The following is a 20,505-nucleotide window of genomic DNA, read 5'->3' on the forward strand; positions in this document are numbered from 1 at the left end:
CCGAGGCTCCTCCTTTCATTTTGTCCCATGTGTTGGGAGGGGCCTTTTTTACCTGGAGATATGACTATGAACGTTATTGCAATATTGAATCACATGGGGGTTTATTTTAAAGAAGAACCCATCCGTGAACTTCATCGCGCGCTTGAACGTCTGAACTTCCAGATTGTTTACCCGAACGACCGTGACGACTTATTAAAACTGATCGAAAACAATGCGCGTCTGTGCGGCGTTATTTTTGACTGGGATAAATATAATCTCGAGCTGTGCGAAGAAATTAGCAAAATGAACGAGAACCTGCCGTTGTACGCGTTCGCTAATACGTATTCCACTCTCGATGTAAGCCTGAATGACCTGCGTTTACAGATTAGCTTCTTTGAATATGCGCTGGGTGCTGCTGAAGATATTGCTAATAAGATCAAGCAGACCACTGACGAATATATCAACACTATTCTGCCTCCGCTGACCAAAGCACTGTTTAAATATGTTCGTGAAGGTAAATATACTTTCTGTACTCCTGGTCACATGGGCGGTACTGCATTCCAGAAAAGCCCGGTAGGTAGCCTGTTCTATGATTTCTTTGGTCCGAACACCATGAAATCTGATATTTCCATTTCAGTATCTGAACTGGGTTCTCTGCTGGATCACAGTGGTCCACACAAAGAAGCAGAACAGTATATCGCTCGCGTCTTTAACGCAGACCGCAGCTACATGGTAACCAACGGTACTTCCACTGCGAACAAAATTGTTGGTATGTACTCTGCTCCGGCAGGCAGCACCATTCTGATTGACCGTAACTGCCACAAATCGCTGACCCACCTGATGATGATGAGCGATGTTACGCCAATCTATTTCCGCCCGACCCGTAACGCTTACGGTATTCTTGGTGGTATCCCACAGAGTGAATTCCAGCACGCTACCATTGCTAAGCGCGTGAAAGAAACACCAAACGCAACCTGGCCGGTACATGCTGTAATTACCAACTCTACCTATGATGGTCTGCTGTACAACACCGACTTCATCAAGAAAACACTGGATGTGAAATCCATCCACTTTGACTCCGCGTGGGTGCCTTACACCAACTTCTCACCGATTTACGAAGGTAAATGCGGTATGAGCGGTGGCCGTGTAGAAGGGAAAGTGATTTACGAAACCCAGTCTACTCACAAACTGCTGGCGGCGTTCTCTCAGGCTTCCATGATCCACGTTAAAGGTGACGTAAACGAAGAAACCTTTAACGAAGCCTACATGATGCACACCACCACTTCTCCGCACTACGGTATCGTGGCGTCTACTGAAACCGCTGCGGCGATGATGAAAGGCAATGCAGGTAAGCGTCTGATCAACGGTTCCATTGAACGTGCGATCAAATTCCGTAAAGAGATCAAACGTCTGAGAACGGAATCTGATGGCTGGTTCTTTGATGTATGGCAGCCGGATCATATCGATACCACTGAATGCTGGCCGCTGCGTTCTGACAGCACCTGGCACGGCTTCAAAAACATCGATAACGAGCACATGTATCTTGACCCGATCAAAGTCACCCTGCTGACTCCGGGGATGGAAAAAGACGGCACCATGAGCGACTTCGGTATTCCGGCCAGCATCGTGGCGAAATACCTCGACGAACATGGCATCGTTGTTGAGAAAACCGGTCCGTATAACCTGCTGTTCCTGTTCAGCATCGGTATCGATAAGACCAAAGCACTGAGCCTGCTGCGTGCTCTGACTGACTTCAAACGTGCGTTCGACCTGAACCTGCGTGTGAAAAACATGCTGCCGTCTCTGTATCGTGAAGATCCTGAATTCTATGAAAACATGCGTATTCAGGAACTGGCTCAGAATATCCACAAACTGATTGTTCACCACAATCTGCCGGATCTGATGTATCGCGCATTTGAAGTGCTGCCGACCATGGTAATGACTCCGTATGCTGCGTTCCAGAAAGAGCTGCACGGTATGACCGAAGAAGTTTACCTCGACGAAATGGTCGGTCGTATTAACGCCAATATGATCCTTCCATATCCGCCGGGAGTTCCTCTGGTAATGCCGGGTGAAATGATCACCGAAGAAAGCCGTCCGGTTCTGGAGTTCCTGCAGATGCTGTGTGAAATCGGCGCTCACTATCCGGGCTTTGAAACTGATATTCACGGTGCATACCGTCAGGCTGATGGCCGCTATACCGTTAAGGTATTGAAAGAAGAAAGCAAAAAATAATTAGCTCGTACAAGGGAAGTGGCTTGCCACTTCCCTTTTTTGCTCATAAGGAGAACACATGAAAACACCCTCACAGCCGCGCGCGATATACTATATCGTGGCGATCCAAATCTGGGAGTACTTCAGTTTTTACGGCATGCGTGCCTTACTCATTCTCTATCTCACCCATCAGCTTGGTTTTGATGATAACCATGCCATCAGCCTGTTCAGCGCATATGCTTCTCTGGTTTACGTTACCCCTATTCTCGGCGGCTGGCTTGCCGACCGCCTGCTCGGCAACCGCACTGCAGTGATTGCCGGCGCGCTGTTAATGACCCTTGGCCATGTGGTGCTGGGCATTGATACAAATTCAACCTTTAGCCTGTATCTGGCGCTGGCAATCATTATTTGTGGCTACGGTTTATTCAAATCAAACATCAGCTGTTTGCTTGGCGAGCTCTACGACGAGAACGATCATCGACGTGATGGCGGTTTTTCGCTGCTGTATGCTGCAGGCAATATCGGTTCTATCGCCGCCCCCATCGCCTGCGGCCTGGCTGCTCAGTGGTATGGATGGCATGTTGGCTTTGCCCTTGCGGGTGGCGGCATGTTTATCGGTTTGTTGATTTTCTTAAGCGGTCATCGTCATTTCCAGTCCACGCGTAGTATGGATAAGAAAGCGCTCACTAGCGTCAAATTTGCCTTACCAGTATGGAGCTGGTTAGTGGTGATGCTCTGTTTAGCCCCAGTATTTTTTACCCTGCTGCTGGAGAACGACTGGTCCGGATATTTGCTGGCGATCGTTTGCCTCATTGCAGCACAAATCATTGCCCGCATGATGATCAAATTCCCCGAACACCGCCGTGCTCTTTGGCAAATTGTATTGTTGATGTTTGTCGGGACGTTGTTCTGGGTACTGGCACAACAGGGCGGCAGTACCATCAGCTTGTTTATCGATCGCTTTGTGAATCGTCAGGCATTCAATATTGAAGTACCTACAGCACTATTCCAGTCGGTGAATGCCATTGCGGTGATGCTCGCTGGGGTTGTTCTGGCCTGGCTGGCGTCGCCAGAAAGCCGCGGCAATTCAGCATTGCGCGTCTGGCTGAAGTTTGCCTTTGGCTTACTGCTGATGGCTTGTGGCTTTATGTTGCTGGCATTTGATGCCCGACATGCAGCGGCTGGCGGTCAAGCGTCAATGGGCGTGATGGTATCCGGGCTGGCGCTAATGGGCTTTGCTGAACTCTTTATTGACCCGGTGGCGATTGCGCAAATCACGCGTCTGAAAATGTCTGGCGTATTAACCGGTATTTATATGCTGGCAACAGGCGCGGTCGCCAACTGGCTGGCAGGCGTCGTGGCACAGCAGACGACAGAGTCGCAAATTAGCGGTATGGCAATTGCCGCTTACCAGCGATTCTTTTCTCAGATGGGAGAGTGGACGTTGGCTTGTGTCGCGATCATCGTGGTATTGGCCTTTGCTACCCGTTTTCTGTTTAGCACGCCGACGAATATGATACAGGAGAGCAACGATTAACTGTCGTAAAAACAATTGGTTATGAATAAATTAACTTTCAGTTTATCACACTAGCAAATCGAGATTAATAAGTCATTTAAACCATTTTTATGGTTATTTATTAGTGATATCAACTTGAGGTAAGCGTTAGTTTCGATAAGATAAACTGAGTTATTAATAGTCGAGGCAGATAATACAGTGTACCGATCTGTCTCTTTATCTACGCTAAATTGAAAGCTGGATTTAGAGGAACCAAAATGTCTGAACGAGAAACACGGGGAGCCAATGAGGCTATTGATTTTAACGATGAACTGAGAAATCGCCGCGAAAAACTGGCGGCACTACGTCAGCAAGGTGTGGCGTTTCCCAATGATTTTCGCCGCGACCATACCTCTGACCAGTTGCACGAAGAGTTTGATGCGAAGGATAACCAGGAACTGGAATCCTTAAACATTGAAGTCTCGGTTGCTGGCCGAATGATGACCCGTCGTATCATGGGGAAAGCCTCCTTTGTAACGTTGCAGGATGTCGGTGGCCGTATTCAACTGTACGTTGCAAGAGATAGCCTGCCAGAAGGTGTTTATAACGATCAGTTTAAAAAATGGGATCTGGGTGACATTATCGGTGCCCGCGGTACGCTGTTTAAGACGCAAACGGGTGAGCTTTCCATTCACTGTACTGAGCTGCGCCTGCTGACTAAAGCACTACGTCCTTTACCAGATAAATTCCATGGTCTGCAGGATCAGGAAGTCCGTTATCGTCAACGTTATCTGGACCTCATCGCTAACGATAAATCCCGTCAAACGTTTGTTGTCCGTTCAAAAATTCTGGCCGCTATCCGTCAGTTCATGGTCGCGCGCGGCTTTATGGAAGTAGAAACCCCGATGATGCAGGTAATTCCAGGTGGGGCATCTGCTCGCCCGTTTATTACCCATCATAACGCTCTGGATTTAGATATGTACCTGCGTATCGCGCCAGAGCTGTATCTGAAACGTCTGGTTGTAGGCGGCTTTGAACGGGTATTCGAAATCAACCGTAACTTCCGTAATGAAGGTATTTCTGTTCGCCATAATCCTGAGTTCACAATGATGGAACTCTACATGGCGTATGCGGATTACCACGATTTGATTGAACTGACAGAGTCACTGTTCCGCACCCTGGCACAAGAGGTTCTGGGTACCACTAAAGTCACTTATGGCGAGCATGTGTTTGATTTCGGCAAACCGTTTGAAAAACTCACCATGCGCGAAGCAATCAAAAAATATCGTCCAGAAACCGATATGGCCGACCTGGATAATTTTGATGCCGCTAAAGCATTAGCTGAATCTATTGGTATTACGGTAGAGAAAAGCTGGGGGCTGGGACGTATTGTCACGGAGATCTTTGATGAAGTGGCAGAAGCACATCTGATTCAGCCAACCTTTATTACGGAATATCCCGCAGAAGTGTCACCGCTGGCGCGCCGTAATGATGTTAACCCGGAAATCACCGACCGATTTGAATTCTTCATCGGTGGTCGTGAAATCGGTAATGGTTTTAGCGAATTAAACGACGCAGAAGATCAGGCTGAACGTTTCCAGGAACAGGTTAACGCTAAAGCTGCAGGTGACGACGAAGCCATGTTCTATGACGAAGATTACGTGACTGCGCTGGAATATGGTTTGCCACCAACCGCTGGTCTGGGTATTGGTATCGACCGAATGATTATGCTGTTTACTAACAGCCATACTATTCGCGACGTTATTCTCTTCCCGGCGATGCGCCCACAGAAATAAATTTCACTTAAATGAACGAAGCAGTCAGGCGACTGCTTCGTTCGTCGTTCCGCAAATCCAGTTTTGAGGAGAGACGCTTCGTTTCAAGATAACCAGCGGGTCCACTCAACTACAGCTCCTAAAAGAGAGAAAAAAGTAATGCCACAGGCAGACTCATTGGCCAGGTTATTCCGACCAGGAATGCACTAAGTAAACGAATATGTGTTTTCTCATGTGAGATAAACCAGATAATGACAAAGGATATGTTCACACCAATCACATAAAAAATTAATATTTTAGAGAATAGTGCCATTTTTTATGTTCTTCTTATCCTTCCTGGCTACTTGTAAAACTGACGGAAATAGTCATCAACTGTCATAATGTTGAGGTCAAAATCAATATCCGGTAAGTCTAAGCATTTGAGCCTGATTAAATCTTCGATTTCACTTGCGGCTAATGATGTCGTTATTGCGAAGGAATTTTCATTCAATTGTCGTGGTATCCCATATTCATCAGCCACGATAGAGGAGAAATTCATATCATACATCAATGATCTTAACCTTAAGAACACTGAGGAATAAGATGATGGATAATCAAAAGAAACAACATAAGTATTGAACTTGTTTTTACCTTCCATAATATGACTCCTATCAATTTTAAACGCTCTGGGGACGCAAAACTTATTAACCCCAATCGATGATTCTCATATAGGAGATATTCTTTTTTTTTTGCTCAGTAAAGGGGATGACTTGGGACAAAAAAACGCTCTCTCTGACCATTCTTTGTGCATCCCCCTACCCTTCAGATGCTCTCCTGCATCACCCCACGGAGAGCATGAAAAATATCGTGAATCTGTACTCTCCCATCAACTGCGAATATCATCATACTCCCGCGTTTTATCAAATTCGTGTTTCGCAAATGGGCATAGTGGGATAATTTTTCGTTTTTCCCGACGCATTTTTTCCACGACTTTCGCAACCAGCTGTTTACCAATCCCCTGCCCTTTCAGGCTTTCATCGACATCGGTATGTTCGATAATCGCTAAATTCTCTCCGGTCGGCACAAAGACAATTTCAGCGATTTGCTTGCCTTGTTCGTCATTAATGTAAAATTTATTGTGGCCTTCGCGTATTTCCATTTTACCCTCGCTTATTTATGACGGTATTTCAGCGCGCCGCTCGGGCACGTATCAATCACTTTAACCACAGTGGCAACGTCGACTTCATCCGGCATGATCCACGGCTTTCGTTTGAGATTAAATAACTTGCCGTTGCCACGTACGCAATTGCCAGAATGCTGACATATCGCAGTATTGAAATAGACATCGATCTTTTCGCCGGTATAACAGCGATAACCCCCGTCCAGTAGCGCCCGATCCATGACCTTCCCTCTCTCATCAGTATGATTATCGCTATAAGCATAGCCCCGGAATCTTCATACAGCACTGGCAGTTTCCGTTGCCAGAATCTCTTCCCCTATATAGCCAATCATTCTTACTCCCTTTGAATTACCCGCCTCATCAGAGATAATGCTTAAGAAATTTGTCACACAAGGAAGCTGATGAGACATTCATTGCCCTACCGCATGTTACGCAAACGTCCGATGAAATTGAGTACCACAGTGATCTTAATGGTCAGCGCGGTACTGTTCTCGGTGCTATTGGTGGTGCATCTGATTTACTTCTCGCAAATCAGTGATATGACGCGAGACGGGCTAGCCAACAAGGCACTGGCAGTGGCGCGTACTCTCGCCGACTCGCCGGAAATCCGTCAGGGCTTGCAGAAAAAACCGCAGGAGAGCGGCATCCAGGCCATCGCGGAAGCCGTGCGCAAACGCAACGATCTGCTGTTTATTGTCGTTACCGATATGCAAAGTCTTCGCTACTCGCATCCTGAAGCCCAGCGTATTGGTCAGCCATTTAAAGGTGATGACATCCTTAAAGCGCTGAATGGCGAAGAAAATGTCGCTATCAATCGCGGTTTTCTGGCGCAGGCTTTACGCGTATTTACCCCCATCTACGATGAAAATCATAAGCAAATTGGCGTGGTGGCGATCGGCCTTGAGTTAAGCCGCGTGACCCAACAGATCAATGACAGTCGCTGGAGCATTATCTGGTCGGTATTATTTGGCATGCTGGTCGGACTGATTGGCACCTGCATTCTGGTTAAAGTACTGAAAAAAATCCTTTTTGGCCTGGAACCCTACGAAATCTCCACGCTGTTTGAGCAGCGCCAGGCCATGTTGCAGTCTATCAAAGAAGGCGTCGTTGCCGTGGACGATCGCGGTGAAGTCACGCTGATCAACGATGCCGCACAAGAATTGCTGAATTACCGTAAGTCGCAGGACGATGAGAAACTGTCGACGCTAAGCCACTCGTGGTCACAGGTGGTAGATGTCTCGGAAGTGTTACGCGACGGTACCCCGCGCCGCGACGAAGAGATTACGATTAAAGATCGGCTATTACTGATCAACACCGTTCCGGTGCGCAGTAATGGCGTTATCATCGGTGCAATTTCAACCTTCAGGGACAAAACTGAAGTACGTAAACTGATGCAGCGACTCGATGGTCTGGTCAACTATGCTGACGCACTTCGTGAACGATCCCACGAATTTATGAATAAATTGCACGTGATTCTCGGATTATTGCATCTGAAGAGTTATAAGCAGTTGGAAGATTACATTCTCAAAACAGCCAATAACTATCAGGAAGAGATTGGCTCTCTGCTGGGTAAGATCAAATCTCCGGTTATCGCTGGTTTTTTAATCAGCAAGATTAACCGCGCGACCGATTTAGGCCATACGCTGATTTTAAACAGTGAAAGCCAGCTACCAGACAGCGGCAGTGAGGACCAGGTCGCGACGCTGATTACCACGTTGGGAAATCTGATAGAAAACGCGCTGGAAGCATTAGGGCCGGAACCCGGTGGTGAAATTAGCGTAACATTGCACTACCGTCACGGCTGGCTGCACTGTGAAGTTAATGATGATGGACCGGGGATCGCACCCGATAAAATCGATCACATTTTTGACAAAGGTGTCTCGACAAAAGGAAGCGAGCGAGGCGTCGGTTTAGCACTTGTCAAACAACAGGTAGAAAATCTCGGCGGCAGCATCGCCGTGGAATCGGAACCCGGGATTTTCACACAATTTTTTGTCCAGATACCCTGGGACGGGGAGAGGTCGAACAGATGATCAATGTATTAATTATCGATGACGACGCAATGGTCGCGGAGCTGAATCGCCGATACGTAGCACAAATCCCAGGCTTTCAATGCTGTGGAACAGCCTCGACGCTGGAGAAAGCCAAAGAGATTATCTTCAATAGCGATACGCCTATCGACCTGATATTGCTCGATATCTATATGCAAAAAGAGAACGGGCTCGATTTACTGCCTGTCCTGCATAACGCGCGTTGCAAAAGTGATGTGATTGTCATCTCCTCCGCAGCCGATGCGGCAACCATTAAAGATTCGCTGCATTACGGTGTCGTGGATTACCTGATCAAACCCTTCCAGGCTTCCCGCTTTGAAGAGGCGCTCACCGGCTGGCGGCAAAAGAAAATGGCGCTGGAAAAACATCAGTATTATGACCAGGCCGAGCTTGATCAGCTAATCCACGGCAGCAGCTCCAACGAGCAGGATCCTCGTCGCTTGCCAAAAGGCTTAACGCCGCAGACGTTACGCACGCTGTGCCAGTGGATTGACGCGCATCAGGACTATGAGTTTTCAACCGACGAGCTGGCTAACGAGGTTAACATTTCGCGTGTTTCCTGCCGTAAATACCTCATCTGGCTGGTCAACTGCCACATCTTGTTCACCAGTATCCATTATGGCGTCACGGGGCGTCCGGTTTACCGTTACCGTATTCAGGCAGAACACTACTCACTGCTGAAACAATATTGCCAATAACGGATCGCTGGTTATCTGTAAGTAATAATTATTACCGTAATGCAAAATACCCCTGGCACAAGTTACATCCTTCATCAGTAAAACTTGTGCCAGATCAAATATAATTATCCCTCCATCATCGCTAAAAATTAATATCTCTTCAGGTGAACGGTGTTTTTAATTTCAAAACGCTAACAAAAGTTAATTAACTATTATGTCACCCGCATTATGTGTATTTTTACCCACAAATGGGTAGATCAGATTAATCTATAAACCTAATGACATCCGCCCTGAGAACAAAAAATAGACCGATAAATATCAATAAGATAACAGCAAACAAAACATTAACATCTGCGCAGTACAAACTATAAACCCATCGCCAGAGAGTTTTTCTCTCTGAAAAAGCCGCTTATCACAGTGCATAAATTTGCCGCTGCTTTAATCAGCCAATATTCACTGTGAGGTATTTGCTAAAGCCGGTAACGACCAAACGGATATTTAGTCAGGCTCTGAAAACAGTTCATACAAAACAGAACGTGACTGTGATCTATTCAGCAAAAATTTAAATAGGATTATCGCGAGGGTTCACACATGTTATTTACTATCCAACTTATCATAATACTGATATGTCTGTTTTATGGTGCCAGAAAGGGTGGTATCGCGCTGGGTTTATTAGGCGGTATCGGTCTGGTCATTCTGGTCTTCGTCTTCCACCTTCAGCCAGGTAAACCACCGGTTGATGTCATGCTGGTTATCATTGCGGTGGTGGCGGCATCGGCGACCTTGCAAGCTTCGGGCGGTCTTGATGTCATGCTGCAAATTGCCGAGAAGCTGCTGCGCCGCAACCCGAAATATGTCTCAATTGTCGCGCCGTTTGTGACCTGTACGCTGACCATTCTTTGCGGTACGGGTCATGTGGTTTACACCATTCTGCCGATCATCTACGACGTCGCCATTAAGAACAACATCCGTCCGGAACGCCCGATGGCGGCAAGTTCTATCGGTGCACAGATGGGGATTATCGCCAGTCCGGTGTCGGTTGCAGTCGTGTCTCTGGTTGCGATGCTGGGTAATGTCACCTTTGATGGTCGCCATCTTGAGTTCCTCGACCTGCTGGCAATCACCATTCCATCGACGTTAATCGGTATCCTGGCGATCGGTATCTTCAGCTGGTTCCGCGGTAAAGATCTGGATAAAGACGAAGAGTTCCAGAAATTCATCTCCGTACCGGAAAACCGTGAGTATGTTTACGGTGATACTGCGACGCTGCTGGATAAAAAACTGCCGAAAAGCAACTGGCTGGCAATGTGGATCTTCCTCGGGGCAATCGCTGTAGTCGCCCTTCTTGGTGCTGATTCGGACCTGCGTCCATCCTTCGGTGGCAAACCGCTGTCGATGGTACTGGTTATTCAGATGTTTATGCTGCTGACCGGGGCGCTGATTATTATCCTGACCAAAACCAATCCCGCGTCTATCTCAAAAAACGAAGTCTTCCGTTCCGGTATGATCGCCATCGTGGCGGTGTACGGTATCGCATGGATGGCAGAAACCATGTTCGGTGCGCATATGTCTGAAATTCAGGGCGTACTGGGCGAAATGGTGAAAGAGTATCCGTGGGCCTATGCCATTGTTCTGCTGCTGGTTTCCAAGTTTGTAAACTCTCAGGCTGCGGCGCTGGCGGCGATTGTTCCGGTCGCGCTGGCGATCGGCGTTGATCCGGCATACATCGTGGCTTCAGCACCGGCTTGCTACGGTTATTACATCCTGCCGACTTATCCGAGCGATCTGGCAGCGATTCAGTTTGACCGTTCCGGCACCACCCACATCGGTCGCTTCGTCATCAACCACAGCTTTATTCTGCCGGGGTTGATTGGTGTGAGCGTATCGTGCGTCTTCGGCTGGATCTTCGCCGCGATGTACGGGTTCTTATAAATGCACTTTGCGTGCCGCCCGTGACTACGCGGCACGCCATTTTCGAATAACAAATACAGAGTTACAGGCTGGAAGCTATGTCAAACAAACCCTTTATCTACCAGGCACCTTTCCCGATGGGGAAAGACAATACCGAATACTATCTACTCACTTCCGATTACGTTAGCGTTGCCGACTTCGACGGCGAAACCATTCTGAAAGTGGAACCAGAAGCCCTGACCCTGCTGGCGCAGCAAGCCTTTCACGACGCTTCTTTCATGCTCCGTCCGGCACACCAGAAACAGGTTGCGGCTATTCTTCACGATCCAGAAGCCAGCGAAAACGACAAGTACGTGGCGCTGCAATTCTTAAGAAACTCCGAAATCGCCGCCAAAGGCGTGCTGCCGACCTGCCAGGATACCGGCACCGCAATCATCGTCGGTAAAAAAGGTCAGCGCGTGTGGACCGGCGGCGGTGATGAAGAAGCACTGTCGAAAGGCGTGTACAACACCTATATCGAAGATAACCTGCGCTACTCGCAAAACGCGGCGCTGGACATGTACAAAGAGGTCAACACCGGCACTAACCTGCCTGCGCAAATCGACCTGTACGCGGTAGATGGCGATGAGTACAAATTCCTCTGTGTCGCTAAAGGCGGCGGCTCTGCCAACAAAACCTATCTCTACCAGGAAACCAAAGCCCTGCTGACTCCCGGCAAACTGAAAAACTTCCTCGTTGAGAAAATGCGTACCCTCGGTACTGCAGCCTGCCCGCCGTACCATATCGCGTTTGTGATTGGCGGTACGTCTGCGGAAACCAACCTGAAAACCGTCAAGTTAGCAAGCGCTCACTATTATGATGAACTGCCGACGGAAGGGAACGAACATGGTCAGGCGTTCCGCGATGTCCAACTGGAACAGGAACTGCTGGAAGAGGCCCAGAAACTCGGTCTTGGCGCGCAGTTTGGCGGTAAATACTTCGCGCACGACATTCGCGTTATCCGTCTGCCACGTCACGGCGCATCCTGCCCGGTAGGCATGGGAGTCTCCTGCTCCGCTGACCGTAACATTAAAGCGAAAATCAACCGCGAAGGTATCTGGATCGAAAAACTGGAACACAATCCAGGCCAGTACATTCCACAAGAACTGCGTCAGGCCGGTGAAGGCGAAGCGGTGAAAGTCGACCTTAACCGCCCGATGAAAGAGATCCTCGCCCAGCTTTCGCAATATCCGGTTTCCACTCGTTTGTCGCTCACCGGCACCATTATTGTGGGTCGAGATATTGCACACGCCAAGCTGAAAGAGCTGATTGACTCCGGTAAAGAACTTCCGCAGTACATCAAAGATCACCCGATCTACTACGCGGGTCCGGCGAAAACGCCTGCCGGTTATCCATCAGGTTCACTTGGCCCAACCACCGCAGGTCGTATGGACTCCTACGTGGATCTGCTGCAATCCCACGGCGGCAGCATGATCATGCTGGCGAAAGGTAACCGCAGTCAGCAGGTTACCGACGCGTGTCATAAACATGGCGGCTTCTACCTCGGTAGTATCGGCGGTCCGGCGGCGGTACTGACGCAGCAGAGCATCAAGCATCTGGAATGCGTCGCTTATCCGGAGCTGGGTATGGAAGCTATCTGGAAAATCGAAGTAGAAGATTTCCCGGCGTTTATCCTGGTCGATGACAAAGGCAACGACTTCTTCCAGCAAATCGTCAACAAACAGTGCGCGAACTGCACTAAGTAACCTCTTCGGCCCAGCGCCTGGCAGCATGCTGCCAGGTGATCCCCCTGGGCCACCTCTTTTGCGATTGTAATTTCACGCTTGCTGGTGAATAGTCAGTATTTTCCCTGACTTGCGAACTCACCATGACCCGCACACTCAAGCCGTTAATTCTTAACACCGGCGCACTGGCGCTAACGTTAATCCTGATTTATACCGGCATTTCGGCCCATGACAAACTCACCTGGCTGATGGAAGTGACACCGGTGATTATTGTCGTGCCGCTACTGCTTGCCACCGCTAAACGTTATCCGTTAACGCCGCTGCTTTATACGCTCATTTTCTTTCACGCCATCATCCTGATGGTCGGCGGACAATACACCTACGCGAAAGTCCCCGTTGGTTTTGAGGTGCAGGAATGGCTGGGGTTAAGCCGTAATCCGTATGACAAACTGGGGCATTTTTTCCAGGGGCTAGTGCCTGCACTGGTGGCACGAGAGATCCTTGTGCGCGGGATGTACGTTCGCGGACATAAGATGGTGGCGTTTCTGGTCTGCTGCGTGGCGCTGGCGATAAGCGCGATGTATGAATTAATCGAGTGGTGGGCGGCGCTGGCAATGGGCCAGGGAGCGGATGATTTTCTCGGCACCCAGGGCGACCAGTGGGACACGCAATCCGATATGTTCTGCGCGCTGCTTGGCGCATTAACGACGGTGATATTTCTCGCTCGCTTTCATTGCCGCCAGCTACGGCGCTTTGGCTTGATAACCGGATAACAACGTGCGCTTTGTTGACGCCGGATGCGGCGTGAATTCCTTATCCGGTCTACAAAATTTGCAAATCCAAAGCATTACATTAAGACATGGCCTGATAAACATATCGCATCAGGCCATTTTCGTTAGCTATTGTCCACGTCAGGCTTTCACATCACTCACTGCACCGACCGGAATATCAGCATGAACAGGCTCGGGCGGTACTTTGCGATATTTATCCAGCAGATGGATCTGGATCCTGCGCAGCGTGTCACCATTGAGGCGATAGAAACGGAAGTAGAGAATCAGCGTTACCATGAAAAACAGAGTCGGTAGAGCAATCATAATAAACTGCATACCTAATAGGGCTTGCGTAGACTGTTCAACATTCGGTACATAGCCAATCATCCCTAACACAACCGCAATGAAAAAAGCCGCAAAGGCTGAACCGCCCTTCACCACCATAGTCTGCACGGAGTAAGCGATGCTTTCACAGCGTACGTGCAGTTTATATTCACCGTAATCAACGGTATCTGCCACCATGATGACCTGTAATACCCAGAAAAGCGCCGTTCCCACATTCAGCAAGATACCCGCAATCACAATGAGGACGACGTTGTGATAGCTCATTAATGCCATTAACAGGAGAACACCACAGCTTAACACCGGAAGAATAGATGCTCCGGCCCATAAAATGCGTCGGGATAATGATTTAACTAAGCGTGGGAAGAATACTAACGTCACCAGGTTAGCAGCTCCCGCATACGACAGATAATAGGGGAACAAATCCGCATCACCGATAACATATGAGAAATAATAGATAGCAAAGCCGGTAATAATATTGCTGGCTACATTATAAGCAAGAGCCATACCCAAGAGGCATGAAAGCTGATCGTTTTTATAAATAAGCGCAACGATGGCTTTAAGTGTCAGATGGCTTCCTTCAGCAGACGGTTGATTGTCTGACGAAAAGACTTCATGCACATTGCGCAGAGTGATGATGGTTGAAACAATAAAAAAGGCGATCAGTACCAGAGTGAACATCTGAAAGCCAAATCCCCGATCGCCACCGCCGACATAATTAACAAATGGTAGCGTCACACCTGCCGTAACAAAGCCCGCCAGACTGGCAAAAAAACGCGGATAAGGAACCAGTTGTTCGCGCTCACGTTTATCGAGCGTTATGGTTGGAACCAGCGACCAGAAGGGAATATCCATAATGGTGTAAGTCATGCCCCAGAGGATGTAGGTCACGCAAACAAAGACAATCTGAGTAGTACCTTCAAACAGATGCGCACTAAAGAGGAGAAATAAGATTACAGAGTTTGCCAACGTACCGATCAGGATCCAGGGTTTGAACTTACCCCCTCGCGATCGCGTAGCATTTACAATCCATCCCATAATCGGATCGTTAATAGCATCCCAGATCCTCGCCACCAGAAACAAAGTACCGACCAAACCCACAGACAGCCCGACGACATCGGTGTAGTAATACATGAGGTACATATACACAATGCCGATCGCAAAATCCTTCCCGAACGCTCCAAATCCATAACTGAGTTTTGTAGTCATTGAAATGCTCATAGGGTATCGGGTCGCTGTTACCAACGCCCGCCTTCTGTTATTGGTATCGTCAGAGGTGTGCGCCGGAATAAATCCCCCGGCGCAGTAGCGTTTAGTCGCGTTTTAACGGTGCAACCAGCCAGGCAGCCAGTCGCCGTGGGCAGCAATCAAGTCGTCAACAAGAGCATATATTTCGTCAATGCCCAGCACGGCGGCAGTATGCGGGTCCATCATCGCGGCGTGGTAAACACGGTCGCGATTTTCCGTAAGAATGGCTTCGGTCAGCAGCGTCTGTACGTTGATGTTGGTTTGCATCAGGGCGGCCAGATGCGAAGGTAGCGTACCGACTTTGGTCGGCTGAATGCCATTAGCATCAACCAGACAGGCCACTTCCACACAACATCCTTGTGGCAGGTTATCAATCAATCCATCGTTACGGACGTTGCCGTAAATCACACTCGGCTCGCCAGTCCAGATAGCGTTCATGATTGTGCTGGCATATTCCCGTGACGGTTTAATATCAATCCGGGAGGCGTTTTTATACTCCTCCAGCTCTTTATGCCAGTTCGCCAGCTGCTCAACGCAGCGTTTCGGGTACTCATCCAGCGGTACTTTATAACGCTCAATCAAATCCTCACGACCTGGCTTAATAAACCACGGTGTGTACTCAGCAAAATGTTCTGACGATTCCGTGACGAAGTAGCCCAGCTTTTTGAACATTTCGTAGCGCACAATATTCTGGCAGCGAGTATTGCCATGAATATTCGGCTTCGGTGCCTGCCCTGCTTCATAAGCCGCCAGCAGTTCCGGGTAGAGATTCACGTAACTACCGTCGGCGGTTTTGCGCTCCAGTTCCAGGTAAAACGCCATATGGTTGATACCTGCGCAACGGTAACGCAGCGTAGCCGGGTCGATATTGAGGTCACGCGCCAGCTCTTCCGCCGTTCCCTGCACCGAATGGCACAGCCCTACCTGTTTGATATGCGGATAGCGGGCATACATCGCCCAGGTATTCATCGCCATTGGGTTAACGTAGTTGAGCATGGTGGCATCGGGGCAGACTTCCGTCATGTCCTCGCAAATTTGCCACAGATGCGGAATGGTACGTAGCGCGCGCATAATACCGCCCGGCCCCAACGTATCGGCAATGGTTTGTTCCAGACCATGCCGCTTACAGACCTCGAAATCAGTCACCGTGCAAGGTTCATAACCGCCAATCTGAAATGCCACCACGACAAAATCGGCATCCTGTAAGGCTTCTTTCTGTTGGGTGTGGCAGGTGATTTTGCCGCTGGCCCCTGCTGAATCCATCAGCTTGCGCACCACAATATGCGACTCTTCCAGGCGGGTGGGATCAATGTCCATCAGGGCAATATGCGCCGTTTTCAGCGCCTCGCGATGGAACACATCACCAAGAATATTTTTAACGAAAATCGTCGAACCAGCGCCGATAAATGTAATTTTGGGTGCAGACATCATGCAGATCTCCTGGCTTGCTTGAATAACTTCATCATGGCAGGCGAATCTGCAGAAAACCTCCGGCTTCCAGGTTGAGCATTCCCATAAACTCAGATCCTACGTGAAGCATCAATAAATCTGAGTTTATGGGAATAAATTACCTGAAAAGCAGAGTTTTCGGCCTCATGATGCTCGGACGCTCCCCTCGCCGCTGTGGGAAGAGGGTGAAAACCGTGCTCCCACTCGCAGTCATCCTCCCTCACTCCTGCCATAATTCTGATATTCCAGGAAAGAGAGCCATCCATGAATAAAGATACGTTTATGTGCAGTAGCGACGAAAAACAGACCCGCAGCCCGCTATCGCTGTATTCGGAATACCAGCGGATGGAGATTGAGTTTCGCGCACCGCATATCATGCCCACCAGCCACTGGCATGGTCAGGTCGAAGTGAATGTGCCTTTCGATGGCGATGTGGAATACCTGATCAACAATGAAAAAGTGAGTATCAATCAGGGACATATCACGCTGTTCTGGGCCTGTACACCGCACCAACTAACAGATACCGGAACCTGTCAGAGCATGGCGATTTTTAATCTGCCGATGCATCTGTTTCTCTCCTGGCCGCTGGATAAAGACCTGATTAACCACGTCACTCACGGCATGGTGATCAAATCACTGGCGACACAGCAACTTAGCCCGTTTGAAGTGCGCCGCTGGCAGCAGGAATTGAACAGTCCGAACGAGCAAATTCGCCAGCTCGCCATTGATGAAATTGGCCTGATGCTCAAGCGATTTAGCCTCTCTGGCTGGGAACCGATTCTGGTCAATAAAACTTCGCGCACACACAAAAACAGCGTCTCGCGCCATGCGCAATTTTATGTCAGCCAGATGCTGGGCTTTATTGCCGAAAACTATGATCAGGCGCTGACCATCAACGATGTGGCTGAGCACGTCAAACTTAACGCCAACTATGCAATGGGGATATTCCAGCGGGTCATGCAATTGACGATGAAACAGTACATTACCGCGATGCGCATCAACCACGTTCGCGCGTTACTGAGCGATACCGATAAAAGTATTCTCGATATTGCCCTGACGGCAGGCTTTCGTTCAAGTAGTCGTTTTTACAGCACGTTCGGCAAATATGTCGGCATGTCGCCGCAACAATACCGCAAACTTAGCCAACAGCGCCGCCAGACGTTTCCCGGCTAAAGACGATATCAGTATCAGCCAAAAAAATAGTTTAGCCGTCGATAATAAGCAGTGAAAATAATTTAAAATAATCACATAATTCATTGTTTATAAAAACAAATATTTCAAAAATGTTTGTTTTTCACGCGCTTTACAGCCCGAAAAGGCCGGAAGATACTTGCCCGCAACGAAGATTCCTTCATAACCGGGTAAGCAATGATGAAAGTATTAATTGTTGAAAGCGAGTTTCTCCATCAAGACACCTGGGTCGGTAACGCCGTTGAGCGTCTGGCAGATGCTTTAAGCCAGCAAAATGTTACCGTGATTAAATCCACCTCCTTTGATGATGGTTTTGCCATTCTCTCTTCAAACGAAGCCATTGACTGCCTGATGTTCAGCTATCAAATGGAACATCCGGACGAACATCAAAACGTCAGACAATTGATCGGTAAGCTTCATGAGCGCCAACAAAACGTGCCGGTCTTCCTGTTGGGCGATCGGGAAAAAGCCCTCGCCGCAATGGACCGGGATCTGCTGGAGCTTGTCGATGAATTCGCCTGGATTCTGGAAGATACCGCCGACTTTATCGCCGGACGCGCCGTTGCCGCGATGACCCGCTACCGCCAGCAACTGTTGCCGCCACTGTTCAGCGCGCTGATGAAATATAGCGACATCCATGAATATTCCTGGGCAGCGCCAGGCCACCAGGGTGGCGTTGGTTTTACCAAAACACCCGCCGGACGTTTCTACCATGACTACTATGGTGAAAATCTGTTCCGCACCGACATGGGCATCGAACGAACTTCCCTCGGTTCTTTGCTTGACCATACTGGCGCATTTGGCGAAAGCGAAAAATATGCCGCACGCGTATTTGGTGCCGATCGCTCCTGGTCGGTAGTCGTCGGTACTTCCGGCTCTAACCGCACCATCATGCAGGCTTGCATGACCGATAACGATGTCGTGGTCGTTGACCGTAACTGCCATAAATCCATCGAACAAGGCTTGATGCTGACAGGCGCGAAACCGGTCTACATGGTGCCAAGCCGCAACCGCTACGGCATTATCGGGCCAATCTATCCGCAGGAAATGCAACCTGAAACCTTGCAGAAGAAAATCAGTGAAAGCCCGCTGACTAAAGACAAAGCCGGGCAAAAACCGTCTTACTGCGTAGTGACCAACTGTACCTATGACGGCGTGTGTTATAACGCTAAAGAAGCGCAGGATCTGCTGGAAAAAACCTCCGATCGTCTGCACTTTGACGAAGCCTGGTACGGCTATGCACGTTTCAACCCGATCTATGCTGATCACTATGCCATGCGCGGCGAACCTGGCGATCACAACGGTCCTACCGTTTTCGCCACCCACTCCACCCACAAACTACTGAATGCACTGTCACAGGCCTCTTATATTCATGTACGTGAAGGTCGTGGGGCGATTAACTTCTCCCGCTTCAACCAGGCCTACATGATGCATGCCACCACCTCCCCGCTGTATGCCATCTGTGCATCCAACGACGTGGCAGTGTCGATGATGGACGGCAACAGCGGCCTGTCACTGACCCAGGAAGTGATCGACGAAGCGGTTGATTTCCGTCAGGCGATGGCGCGGCTGTATAAAGAGTTCACCGCTGACGGTAGCTGGTTCTTCAAACCGTGGAACAAAGAAGTCGTCACCGACCCACAAACCGGCAAAACCTATGACTTTGCTGACGCACCAACCAAACTGCTGACCACCGTTCAGGACTGCTGGGTCATGCATCCGGGCGAAAGCTGGCACGGCTTCAAAGATATTCCGGATAACTGGAGTATGCTCGACCCGATTAAAGTCAGCATCCTTGCTCCGGGAATGGGTGAAGATGGTGAACTGGAAGAAACCGGTGTTCCGGCGGCGCTGGTCACTGCCTGGCTTGGTCGCCACGGCATTGTGCCTACCCGCACCACTGACTTCCAAATCATGTTCCTGTTCTCTATGGGCATAACCCGTGGGAAATGGGGGACTCTGGTTAACACCCTTTGCTCCTTCAAACGCCACTATGACGCCAACACACCGCTGGCGCAGGTGATGCCGGAACTTGTTGAACAATATCCTGACACTTACGCGAACATGGGGATTCACGATCTGGGTGACACCATGTTTGCCTGGCTGAAAGAAAACAACCCTGGCGCACGGTTGAACGAAGCCTATTCCGGCCTGCCGGTGGCGGAAATCACCCCACGTGAAGCGTACAACGCGATTGTCGACAACAATGTCGAACTGGTATCCATTGAAAATCTGCCAGGACGCATCGCGGCAAACTCAGTTATCCCGTATCCGCCAGGAATCCCGATGCTGCTGTCTGGTGAAAACTTCGGCGATAAAAACAGTCCGCAAGTAAGTTATTTACGCTCGCTGCAATCCTGGGACCATCATTTCCCTGGGTTTGAACACGAAACAGAAGGGACAGAAATTATTGACGGTATTTACCACGTTATGTGTGTGAAAGCGTAACCACTATTCCGCTGAAGGCGTAATTGTTAAATAACATTACGCCGCCTGGCTTGAGGCCTTTTAAGTATGGCA

Annotated in this window: 16 protein-coding genes; 10 read left to right on the top strand and 6 right to left on the bottom strand. The window is 49.1% G+C overall.

Going from position 1 to position 20,505, the window contains the following annotated elements; genetic code table 11:
• Window positions 1–66 precede the first annotated feature (66 nt).
• From cadA to lysS, 3 genes are all read left to right on the top strand, one after another.
• Window positions 67–2,214 (top strand): lysine decarboxylase CadA, encoded by a 2,148-nt coding sequence (gene cadA / locus ACJHWK_RS03220; protein WP_001295383.1) that lies wholly within the window; start codon window positions 67–69, stop codon window positions 2,212–2,214.
• Between the two features lie 58 nt (window positions 2,215–2,272).
• A complete protein-coding gene (dtpC, locus tag ACJHWK_RS03225; RefSeq protein WP_000856827.1) occupies window positions 2,273–3,730 on the top strand; it encodes a dipeptide/tripeptide permease DtpC in 1,458 nt (485 codons plus the stop codon).
• A gap of 236 nt (window positions 3,731–3,966) precedes the next feature.
• Window positions 3,967–5,484 (top strand): lysine--tRNA ligase, encoded by a 1,518-nt coding sequence (gene lysS / locus ACJHWK_RS03230; protein ID WP_000003806.1) that lies wholly within the window; start codon window positions 3,967–3,969, stop codon window positions 5,482–5,484.
• A 118-nt stretch (window positions 5,485–5,602) separates the two neighbouring features.
• Here the strand turns inward: lysS and ghoT are convergent, their stop codons facing one another.
• The 4 genes from ghoT to yjdI all read right to left on the bottom strand — a co-directional run bounded on the left by ghoT (window position 5,603) and on the right by yjdI (window position 6,843).
• Complete coding sequence (gene ghoT, locus ACJHWK_RS03235) at window positions 5,603–5,776, bottom strand: type V toxin-antitoxin system toxin GhoT (RefSeq protein WP_001173343.1); 174 nt, start codon at window positions 5,774–5,776, stop codon at window positions 5,603–5,605.
• Between the two features lie 27 nt (window positions 5,777–5,803).
• Window positions 5,804–6,100 (bottom strand): type V toxin-antitoxin system endoribonuclease antitoxin GhoS, encoded by a 297-nt coding sequence (ghoS, locus tag ACJHWK_RS03240; RefSeq protein WP_000398619.1) that lies wholly within the window; start codon window positions 6,098–6,100, stop codon window positions 5,804–5,806.
• A 228-nt stretch (window positions 6,101–6,328) separates the two neighbouring features.
• Window positions 6,329–6,601 (bottom strand): GNAT family N-acetyltransferase, encoded by a 273-nt coding sequence (locus ACJHWK_RS03245; protein WP_000405647.1) that lies wholly within the window; start codon window positions 6,599–6,601, stop codon window positions 6,329–6,331.
• Between the two features lie 11 nt (window positions 6,602–6,612).
• Window positions 6,613–6,843: a 4Fe-4S mono-cluster protein YjdI gene (yjdI, locus tag ACJHWK_RS03250; RefSeq protein WP_000373291.1), complete on the bottom strand. Its 231-nt coding sequence runs from the start codon at window positions 6,841–6,843 to the stop codon at window positions 6,613–6,615.
• 180 nt (window positions 6,844–7,023) lie between these two features.
• On the opposite strand from yjdI, the gene ACJHWK_RS03255 reads away from it, so the two are divergent.
• The 5 genes from ACJHWK_RS03255 (at window position 7,024) to ACJHWK_RS03275 (ending at window position 13,758) form a co-directional block, all read left to right on the top strand.
• Window positions 7,024–8,655 carry a sensor histidine kinase gene (locus ACJHWK_RS03255; protein ID WP_001216477.1) on the top strand — a complete coding sequence of 544 codons (1,632 nt, stop codon included), beginning with the start codon at window positions 7,024–7,026 and terminating at the stop codon, window positions 8,653–8,655.
• A complete protein-coding gene (dcuR, locus tag ACJHWK_RS03260; RefSeq protein ID WP_000611288.1) occupies window positions 8,652–9,371 on the top strand; it encodes a two-component system response regulator DcuR in 720 nt (239 codons plus the stop codon). The genes ACJHWK_RS03255 and dcuR overlap by 4 nt, the downstream gene beginning before the upstream one ends.
• 570 nt (window positions 9,372–9,941) lie before the next feature.
• On the top strand, window positions 9,942–11,282 hold the full coding sequence (dcuB, locus tag ACJHWK_RS03265; RefSeq protein WP_000899522.1) for an anaerobic C4-dicarboxylate transporter DcuB: 1,341 nt from the start codon (window positions 9,942–9,944) through the stop codon (window positions 11,280–11,282).
• Between the two features lie 77 nt (window positions 11,283–11,359).
• A complete protein-coding gene (gene fumB / locus ACJHWK_RS03270) occupies window positions 11,360–13,006 on the top strand; it encodes a class I fumarate hydratase (RefSeq protein ID WP_170886394.1) in 1,647 nt (548 codons plus the stop codon).
• A 122-nt stretch (window positions 13,007–13,128) separates the two neighbouring features.
• Window positions 13,129–13,758 carry a DUF2238 domain-containing protein gene (locus ACJHWK_RS03275; protein ID WP_001522260.1) on the top strand — a complete coding sequence of 210 codons (630 nt, stop codon included), beginning with the start codon at window positions 13,129–13,131 and terminating at the stop codon, window positions 13,756–13,758.
• A gap of 138 nt (window positions 13,759–13,896) precedes the next feature.
• Here the strand turns inward: ACJHWK_RS03275 and melB are convergent, their stop codons facing one another.
• Window positions 13,897–15,318 carry a melibiose:sodium transporter MelB gene (gene melB / locus ACJHWK_RS03280; protein WP_170886393.1) on the bottom strand — a complete coding sequence of 474 codons (1,422 nt, stop codon included), beginning with the start codon at window positions 15,316–15,318 and terminating at the stop codon, window positions 13,897–13,899.
• A 102-nt stretch (window positions 15,319–15,420) separates the two neighbouring features.
• Window positions 15,421–16,776, bottom strand: a complete 1,356-nt coding sequence (gene melA / locus ACJHWK_RS03285; RefSeq protein WP_000986622.1) for an alpha-galactosidase — start codon at window positions 16,774–16,776, stop codon at window positions 15,421–15,423.
• Between the two features lie 282 nt (window positions 16,777–17,058).
• Here melA and melR point away from each other — a divergent pair, with 282 nt between their 5' ends.
• Window positions 17,059–17,967 carry a transcriptional regulator MelR gene (melR, locus tag ACJHWK_RS03290; protein WP_001030801.1) on the top strand — a complete coding sequence of 303 codons (909 nt, stop codon included), beginning with the start codon at window positions 17,059–17,061 and terminating at the stop codon, window positions 17,965–17,967.
• 198 nt (window positions 17,968–18,165) lie between these two features.
• Window positions 18,166–20,433, top strand: a complete 2,268-nt coding sequence (gene adiA / locus ACJHWK_RS03295) for an arginine decarboxylase (RefSeq protein ID WP_001445819.1) — start codon at window positions 18,166–18,168, stop codon at window positions 20,431–20,433.
• Window positions 20,434–20,505 lie beyond the last annotated feature (72 nt).

Source organism: Escherichia sp. WS547 (assembly GCF_046486065.1).
GTDB lineage: Bacteria > Pseudomonadota > Gammaproteobacteria > Enterobacterales > Enterobacteriaceae > Escherichia > Escherichia coli.

Excerpts from the sequence above, each read along its gene's own strand:
- cadA (WP_001295383.1), top strand. The coding sequence starts at position 67 with ATGAACGTTATTGCAATATTGAATCACATGGGGGTTTATTTTAAAGAA.
- dtpC (WP_000856827.1), top strand. The coding sequence starts at position 2,273 with ATGAAAACACCCTCACAGCCGCGCGCGATATACTATATCGTGGCGATC.
- lysS (WP_000003806.1), top strand. The coding sequence starts at position 3,967 with ATGTCTGAACGAGAAACACGGGGAGCCAATGAGGCTATTGATTTTAAC.
- ghoT (WP_001173343.1), bottom strand. The coding sequence starts at position 5,776 with ATGGCACTATTCTCTAAAATATTAATTTTTTATGTGATTGGTGTGAAC.
- ghoS (WP_000398619.1), bottom strand. The coding sequence starts at position 6,100 with ATGGAAGGTAAAAACAAGTTCAATACTTATGTTGTTTCTTTTGATTAT.
- ACJHWK_RS03245 (WP_000405647.1), bottom strand. The coding sequence starts at position 6,601 with ATGGAAATACGCGAAGGCCACAATAAATTTTACATTAATGACGAACAA.
- yjdI (WP_000373291.1), bottom strand. The coding sequence starts at position 6,843 with ATGGATCGGGCGCTACTGGACGGGGGTTATCGCTGTTATACCGGCGAA.
- ACJHWK_RS03255 (WP_001216477.1), top strand. The coding sequence starts at position 7,024 with ATGAGACATTCATTGCCCTACCGCATGTTACGCAAACGTCCGATGAAA.
- dcuR (WP_000611288.1), top strand. The coding sequence starts at position 8,652 with ATGATCAATGTATTAATTATCGATGACGACGCAATGGTCGCGGAGCTG.
- dcuB (WP_000899522.1), top strand. The coding sequence starts at position 9,942 with ATGTTATTTACTATCCAACTTATCATAATACTGATATGTCTGTTTTAT.
- fumB (WP_170886394.1), top strand. The coding sequence starts at position 11,360 with ATGTCAAACAAACCCTTTATCTACCAGGCACCTTTCCCGATGGGGAAA.
- ACJHWK_RS03275 (WP_001522260.1), top strand. The coding sequence starts at position 13,129 with ATGACCCGCACACTCAAGCCGTTAATTCTTAACACCGGCGCACTGGCG.
- melB (WP_170886393.1), bottom strand. The coding sequence starts at position 15,318 with ATGAGCATTTCAATGACTACAAAACTCAGTTATGGATTTGGAGCGTTC.
- melA (WP_000986622.1), bottom strand. The coding sequence starts at position 16,776 with ATGATGTCTGCACCCAAAATTACATTTATCGGCGCTGGTTCGACGATT.
- melR (WP_001030801.1), top strand. The coding sequence starts at position 17,059 with ATGAATAAAGATACGTTTATGTGCAGTAGCGACGAAAAACAGACCCGC.
- adiA (WP_001445819.1), top strand. The coding sequence starts at position 18,166 with ATGAAAGTATTAATTGTTGAAAGCGAGTTTCTCCATCAAGACACCTGG.